Source organism: Mesorhizobium sp. M1E.F.Ca.ET.063.01.1.1 (assembly GCF_003998155.1).
GTDB lineage: Bacteria > Pseudomonadota > Alphaproteobacteria > Rhizobiales > Rhizobiaceae > Mesorhizobium.
The window spans coordinates 1-4,336 of record NZ_RZSC01000518.1 but is presented as its reverse complement, the minus strand read 5'-3'; the positions used below and the strand labels follow the sequence as shown (position 1 = coordinate 4,336).

The 4,336-nt window shown below is 63.1% G+C and carries 4 protein-coding genes; 2 read left to right on the top strand and 2 right to left on the bottom strand.

The features are described 5' to 3' along the window. Positions 1 to 655 precede the first annotated feature (655 nt). A complete protein-coding gene (locus EOA29_RS26860) occupies positions 656 to 1,492 on the bottom strand; it encodes a universal stress protein (RefSeq protein ID WP_126092060.1) in 837 nt (278 codons plus the stop codon). A gap of 169 nt (positions 1,493 to 1,661) precedes the next feature. Here EOA29_RS26860 and EOA29_RS26855 point away from each other — a divergent pair, with 169 nt between their 5' ends. Beyond that, positions 1,662 to 2,063: a cytochrome c gene (locus EOA29_RS26855; RefSeq protein ID WP_126092059.1), complete on the top strand. Its 402-nt coding sequence runs from the start codon at positions 1,662 to 1,664 to the stop codon at positions 2,061 to 2,063. 63 nt (positions 2,064 to 2,126) lie between these two features. After that, positions 2,127 to 3,668 (top strand): bifunctional aminoglycoside phosphotransferase/ATP-binding protein, encoded by a 1,542-nt coding sequence (locus EOA29_RS26850; RefSeq protein WP_126092058.1) that lies wholly within the window; start codon positions 2,127 to 2,129, stop codon positions 3,666 to 3,668. A gap of 12 nt (positions 3,669 to 3,680) precedes the next feature. On the opposite strand, the gene EOA29_RS26845 is transcribed toward EOA29_RS26850, so the two are convergent. Continuing rightward, on the bottom strand, positions 3,681 to 4,336 hold a 656-nt coding region (locus tag EOA29_RS26845), incomplete at its 5' end, for a GNAT family N-acetyltransferase (protein ID WP_145969814.1).

Sequence of the window (4,336 nt, the reverse complement as noted above, 5' to 3'; positions counted from 1 at the left end):
AAGCTGCGCACAACGTTTCCTGAAACGCCATCCTTTTTGCGAACGGCGCCACGGCAAAACGTCTGCTATGCAGGTCGGCGTTGCCGTAGGCGCAATGTCCGCTTTCCACCCTTTCCGGACTTCCCCCAAGGCCAGAACAAACGTCCGCTTTTAAGATCTCCAACGGCGCATTCGAATGACCGATTTGAGGCGCAAAGCCGACATTCCTTTCGCGCGCGACTCTCGAATACCCCTCAAAATGAGTGGACGGACTCGGAGCAGCGAGCTTATAGAAACCGTGACCTGTCGCCCCGGCCGTGTAACAAGCTGCGTAACAAAGAAAATAAAAAGTTGAATATTTTCAACGTTATAGGCCTAAGATCGAAAGACGCTCTCTCCGCCATCCTGCTTCGCGCTGGGCGCCTCGCAGGATGAATCCGGCGAATTCTTCTCAGCGCGAAGCAGGATGCCCTCCGAAGCCTTGGCGAAGGAGGGCCAAACGGATCTGACACGCCACAGCGCCTGTCGCGATTGTCCCGGTGTCAGGCAGATTGCTTCAACCGACCACGCCAAAACCGATCGCCGGTTCGCTCGGATCTCCCAGTGGCTGTCGCAACTGAGGCCGTCCGGCCGGGGACTGCGGCGATCCGCCGGCCGCGTCTTTCCGTGCCGCCCTTCAACGAGCCATGAGGATCGGTAGGCCCGGGTCCTCGATCATCGACTTGGTCACGCCTCCAAAGATGCGCTCGCGCAGCCTGGAATGACCGTAGGCTCCCATGACAATGAGTTCGGCGCCGGTGTCGACCGCATGCTGGCGAAGGACATCGGCGATCGAATGGTCTGCACTCGGCAGGCGCTCGACCGTAACCTTCACGCCATGGCGGGCGAGATAGGCGGCCAGGTCCGCGCCGGGTTCATCTCCATGGTGCCGTTCGTCCTCGACCGGGTCGATCATGACGACGCGCACCTCATCGGCGCCTGACAGCATGTCGAGCGACTCCCGCACGGCGCGCGTGGCTTCCAGGCCGGCGTCCCACGCGACAAGGACGCGTTTCGGTTTCAACGTCGGGCGCGCGCCCTGGGGGACCAGCAGGATGGGCTTTCCGGACGAGAAAAGTCCGCCTGCAATGACCTTCTCCTTGAGCAGGTGGCTTGCGAGCATTTCCGGCCCGACAATGGCCAGATCGGCGTAACGGGCGCGCCGGCCGATGACTTCATCCGCCCATGACTGCTCTGGGTAGTCGGTGGCGAGGTCAGCCGATACGCGGCTTTCCGACAGCAACTTGGAAACGGCCGAGGTGCGTCTCTTCAGCATTTCCATTTCGGCTTCGCGCTCCGCGAGCCAGGCTGGCGAGACGACCGCTGCATATTCTCCGCCCGAAGGGGGCGCGGCCATGAGCAGGACAAGCACGGAGAGATGCGCGTTGAGTTCTTCGCACAGACCAGTGGCGAGCCTCAGATCATCGTCTGCGTGATCCGGTCCTGTGACCGTGAGCAATGTCTTGAATGCCATGGCGGCGGCTCCTTCTCCGAAAGAGGTTCACTAAGGACGTAGACGTAGCGAGCCGGCCGCAATCCTTCCTTGCGCTGAATCAAACCGATCCCCCTCGCAAGATTGATCCCGGTCAACGTGCGCGCGCGCCGCAAGCATTAGCCTGACACCGATAACAGGAGGCGAAGCAATGAGATTCTGGATTACGGCGGGTTTCGCGGCGCTGACCCTGAGCGCCTCGTCCGCACAGCAGATGAGTAATGGAGAGCAGGAGTATCTGAACTCCTGCGCGGTCTGCCACGGTGTGGACGGCAAGGGCGACGGACCCTTGGCCGACGCGTTGCGGAAGCGTCCCGCGGATCTGACGACGCTGACGAGCCGCAATGGCGGGGAATTTCCATACTGGCGGGTCTACGCGACGATCGACGGCCGCGGCATGATACCGGAGCACGGCGAGCGCGAGATGCCGGTCTGGGGCGACCAGTTCCTGCCGGACGACGTGAAACGCTACGGTCCCTACGGTGGGGAGGCCGTCACCACGGAACGCATCCATAACCTGACCGGTTATGTCCAGACGCTCCAACGCCAGTAAAACCCATGGGTTTCAGCCGGCAGGATCGAACGATGTTGCAAACCAGGGCCGGGAACGCGCGCCATGATCGTTGAGAACCAGGATGCCGTGGTCGAAATGCTGAAGGATCCCGCCGCCTATGGCGAGGCAGGAGCCGTTGAGGCGATCGAAACCCACATCTCTCGGATTTTCCTTGTCGGGCGACGCGCCTTCAAACTGAAGCGGGCGGTGAAGCTGCCCTATGTCGATTTTTCGACACCGGAGCTTCGGCTCAGCGCGTGCGAAAAGGAGGTGGAGCTCAACTCCAGGACGGCGCCCGGCCTTTACCTTCAGGTGCGGCGCATAATGCGGGACGGAGACCGGCTCGCCATGGACGGACCGGGAGAGCTGGTCGATGCCGTCATCGAGATGGTCCGTTTCGATCAGTCGCAACTTCTCGACCGAATGGCGACCGCGGGCGAATTGACACCTGCGCTGATGACGGAAGCCGCGCGCATGATCGCGCAATATCATCGTGGCACGCAGGAAATGCACACCGGCACCGGATCGGCGAACATCGGCGGGGTGCTCGAGATCAATTCGGCCGGATTTGCGACAAGCCACGTGTTCGATCGGGAGGAGACCGAAACGCTCGACGCGGCGTTTCGCGCCGCCCTCGCCCGCCATGCCGGCCTGCTTGACCGGCGCGAGGCTTCAGGCCGTGTCCGCCGCTGCCACGGCGATCTCCACCTGCGCAACATCTGCCTCTTCGACGGCGAGCCTCGCCTGTTCGACTGCATCGAATTCAACGACCGGATCGCCACCGTCGACGTGCTCTACGACCTCGCATTTCTGTTGATGGATCTGTGGCATCGCGGTTTTCCTCAATTCGCCAATCTGGTGATGAACCGATATCTCGACGACGCCGACGACGAAGACGGCTTTATCCTGCTGCCGTTCTTCATGGCGGTGCGGGCGGCGGTGCGCGCGCATGTCACGGCAACGCAGGTCGAGGAAGGCAGCTCCAACGCCACGGAGCTGATCGCCGAAGCGCGATCCTATTTCGAGCTCGCCCGAGCCTTGCTGACCGAAACGCCGCCGCGGCTCATTGCGATCGGCGGACTGAGCGGCTCAGGCAAGACGACGGTCGCCGAGGCGCTCGCCCCCCACATCGGCGCGGCCCCAGGCGCCCGGGTCGTCGAGAGCGATCGCATCCGCAAGGCCATGCACGGGGTGGCCGCGGAGACAAGGCTGCCGGACAAGGCCTACCGGCCTGGCGTGTCGGAACGCGTCTATCGCCAGATCGCGTGGCGCGCGGAGCTGATCCTCGCCGAAGGCGGCTCAGTCGTCGCCGACGCCGTTTTCGACAACCCGGACGATCGCGACAGGATCGAGCGCGCCGCAAGGGAGATAAAGGTTCCGTTTGCGGGATTTTGGCTGTCGGCCAATCCGTCGGTCCTGTGGCGTCGGGTCAGCGAGCGCAAGGGTGGCCCTTCCGATGCCACGATCGACATCCTGTCGCGGCAATTGCAGCGCGATCCCGGATCGTTGGGTTGGCGCAGGATCGAAGCCGATCGCAATATCGCTGAAATCGTCGCGGAGATGCGGGTTCTCGTCGAGAGCGCAACCGCGGCCGCGGCGGCATAAGGAAGCCGCCGCTCACCCGATCTCCAGCGTCGCCACCGACAGGCCGGGCTCGCTGGGGTGATGCGCAACCGAGAAGCCAAACTCCCCGCACATTGTGAGCATCTTGCGATTTTCGTTGAGGATTATGCCCTCGATCCGGCCGATGCGTTCGGCCCTCGCATAGTCGATGATCTGCTTCAGCAGGTTCCATCCCAGCCCATGCCCCTGCAGGTCCGATCGTACGAGCAGGGCATATTCGCCGGTCCTGTGATCCGGGTCGCAGGAGAGCCTGCCGATACCGGCGAGCGCTCCCGTGTCCTTTTCGAGCGCGACGAAGGCGATGTCGCGGTCGTAGTCGAGCTGCGTGAGCCGTTTCAGCATCTGGTCCGGAAAATTCCTGCGCGGCGAGAGGAAACGCAGCCGCAGGTCGTCGGGGGAAATCCTGGCCAGGAACGCGGGATAAAGCGCTACGTCCGCCGGCAAGATCGGCCGGATGTGCAAGGACATGCCGTCCGACAGAAGATTCCGGCTCCATCCCGACGGATAGGGTCTTATGGCCAGAGCCGGGTTCGGCGCCGGTTCATCCACCCGTCGCGGGTCGATTTCGATGCGGGCGTCCAGGGCAATCACGCCCGCATCGAAATCGACCCGCGACGGGTGGATGAACCGGCGCCGAACCCGGCTCTGGC